The organism is Pseudomonas sp. RW409 (genome assembly GCF_003184125.1).
GTDB classification, from domain to species: domain Bacteria; phylum Pseudomonadota; class Gammaproteobacteria; order Pseudomonadales; family Pseudomonadaceae; genus Aquipseudomonas; species Aquipseudomonas chlororaphis_I.
In genome coordinates, this window is the sequence record NZ_QHHP01000015.1 from 1 (window position 1) to 2,242 (window position 2,242).

A 2,242-nucleotide genomic window follows, 5' to 3' on the forward strand; every position below is an offset into this window, starting at 1 on the left:
GTATGGCTATAGCCTTGATCGAGCACGAGGCCTGCGGCCTCGCGTTTGAACTCAGCGGAAAAGGAACGACGTTGCTTGGTCATCAGACACCTCTATCTGGCGAGCATTCTCGCCTAAATGGGTGTCCGGTTTCATTAGACCACTACAATTCCACGCGAGGTGCATCAAAAGTACAGTGAGACGTACGGCGGGAGAAACACCAAGACAAAGCAGATTAAGGATGCAGCCGACCTACGGGCAGCAGTCGATAACAACCTCGACGCGCTTAAACCGTTTCTCCAAGACATGGGGTTTACCGAAGCGCAAATTGAAAATGCGCGCACCAATCTGCATAACCTTCATCAGGGACAAGGCTGGTATTGATATGAACGCCGCAATGATCGATGACCTGATTAAAAATATTGGGAGGACCTATTCCGAGTTGATCTCATCTGGAATGTATCTCCCTGGCGGGCCGCCAAAAGGTATGTTCGAGGGCGATGAGACCTCGTTCATGTCACCTGCAGCCGGAATAGATTTGGGGTTTTCAAGCACTCAGCACTTTGACTCTCTCTCTATCTACTTGCATAAGACCTCCGATGACGACTCAGTTTACGAGAATGGATTGCCGTACAAGCTCCAACGCCGAATGAACCAAGCTTGGGTAAGGTCCCATTACGGAGAGCCTTTGGAGTCAAAAGCTCCCTTCAAGATGCCAGTTCTTGGAATGACTGGCGGCTGGGATACCTACCACCTTCCCGGCACGGCAAAAAATATTAGAACGGTATTTCAATACAACATGAACATGGAAGTTGAAGGACTTGTGTTCAGGTCAAACAACAAGCCCAATGTTTAATTTTGTATAGGCAAGGCTGTTATTGATATGAATACAGCAATGATCGATAACTTGGTCAAAAGCCTCGGCCGCACTTATCCCGAAATGAATGCCTCAGGAATGTATCTCCCAGGAGGACCACCAAAAGGCATCTTTGATGACAGCGACAGGGTGACGGTGTCGCCGGAGCCAGGGGTCGAATTGGGCTTTTGGGCCAGCACTCACCGTTTTGAAAACCTATTCATTACCTTTCTTGAGGGTTTTGAAGGAGAGCCCATATACCGGGGGAGTCTTCCCTACCAGCTCAAAACGAAGATGAATCAGGCATGGGTTAAATCTCAATATGGTGAGCCGCTGGAGTCAGGAGCGCCTTATAGAGTGCCTATCTCCGGCATGACAGGCGGCTGGGATACCTATCGTTTACCAGGCATGTCCAAGAGCATCCATGTGTTGTTCAAGTACACCGTTGAAATGGAAGTGGAAGGCATCGTCTTCAGGCTGAACGAAAGATCACATGCTTAGTTTTGCAGGAGGCACAGTGAGCAATGAAATGAACGCGGTTATGATCGATGACTTGGTTAAATACCTTGGTCGCACCTATCCCGAAATGATCGCCTCCGGGGTGCAACTTCCCGGTGGGCCACCTAAAGGTATCTTCGACGACAGCGACACCGTGGCAATGTCTCCCTGGCCTGGAATCGAATTGAATTTTTGGGCTAGCAGTCAACGCTTTGAAATGCTGTTCATCAGCTTGCTGGAGAGTTTCAAAGGAGCCTCAATCTACAAGGGAAGCCTACCCTATCAACTTAAAAATCGAATGGATCAGGGATGGATACGGTCCCGCTATGGAGAACCTCTGGAGTCAAGAGCACCTTTCAAAATGCCCATACGCGGTATGACGGGAGGGTGGGATATTTATCGTTTTCCGAACATCCACAAAGGGAATATGGCGGTTTTTAAATACAACGCCGAAATGGAGGTTGAAGATGTAGTGTTCGAGCTGAACGAAAGATCAAGCGCTTAGCTCTGCAGGGACAATGCTGGTTGATGTGAACGCCGCAATGATCGATGACCTGGTTAAAAGCCTTGGCCTTACCTATTCCGAAATGATTACCTCCGGGATGTATCTTCCCGGCGAGTCTCCAAAAGGTATGTTCGAGGATGTCGATACTGTTGCCATGTGGCCTGAGGCAGGCATTGAGCTTGAGTTCTGGGCCAGCACTCAGCGCTTTGAGGCTTTGTATATCTCCCTGCAAAAGAGCTTCCCCGAGGAGTCAATCGTATGCGATCCATAAACCCCACCTACCGTATGGCCGTGGTATGAAGTCAGGTATCCGAGTCGGATACATGCTCCACTTGAGTTCTTACCCCAAACAACCGGTCGGCTATCTGCCGACCTCGCTCCAGCCCTTCAGCCGTCAACCAAAT

At 49.5% G+C, this 2,242-nt stretch carries 4 protein-coding genes; all 4 read left to right on the forward strand.

Features of this window, described 5'->3' with window-relative positions; all coding sequences use genetic code 11:
* Window positions 1-364: 364 nt before the first annotated feature.
* The 4 genes from DK261_RS08725 to DK261_RS08740 are packed head-to-tail and all read left to right on the forward strand — an operon-like array spanning window position 365 to window position 2,109.
* Complete coding sequence (locus DK261_RS08725) at window positions 365-835, forward strand: DUF6392 family protein (RefSeq protein WP_110175587.1); 471 nt, start codon at window positions 365-367, stop codon at window positions 833-835.
* Window positions 836-862: 27 nt separating this feature from the next.
* Window positions 863-1,336, forward strand: coding sequence for a DUF6392 family protein (locus tag DK261_RS08730; protein ID WP_164485927.1), 474 nt, complete (start codon window positions 863-865; stop codon window positions 1,334-1,336).
* Between the two features lie 28 nt (window positions 1,337-1,364).
* Window positions 1,365-1,838: a DUF6392 family protein gene (locus tag DK261_RS08735; protein ID WP_164487407.1), complete on the forward strand. Its 474-nt coding sequence runs from the start codon at window positions 1,365-1,367 to the stop codon at window positions 1,836-1,838.
* Window positions 1,839-1,851: 13 nt separating this feature from the next.
* On the forward strand, window positions 1,852-2,109 hold the full coding sequence (locus DK261_RS08740) for a hypothetical protein (RefSeq protein ID WP_371923064.1): 258 nt from the start codon (window positions 1,852-1,854) through the stop codon (window positions 2,107-2,109).
* Window positions 2,110-2,242 lie beyond the last annotated feature (133 nt).

Excerpts from the sequence above, each read along its gene's own strand:
- DK261_RS08725 (WP_110175587.1), top strand. The coding sequence starts at position 365 with ATGAACGCCGCAATGATCGATGACCTGATTAAAAATATTGGGAGGACC.
- DK261_RS08730 (WP_164485927.1), top strand. The coding sequence starts at position 863 with ATGAATACAGCAATGATCGATAACTTGGTCAAAAGCCTCGGCCGCACT.
- DK261_RS08735 (WP_164487407.1), top strand. The coding sequence starts at position 1,365 with ATGAACGCGGTTATGATCGATGACTTGGTTAAATACCTTGGTCGCACC.
- DK261_RS08740 (WP_371923064.1), top strand. The coding sequence starts at position 1,852 with ATGCTGGTTGATGTGAACGCCGCAATGATCGATGACCTGGTTAAAAGC.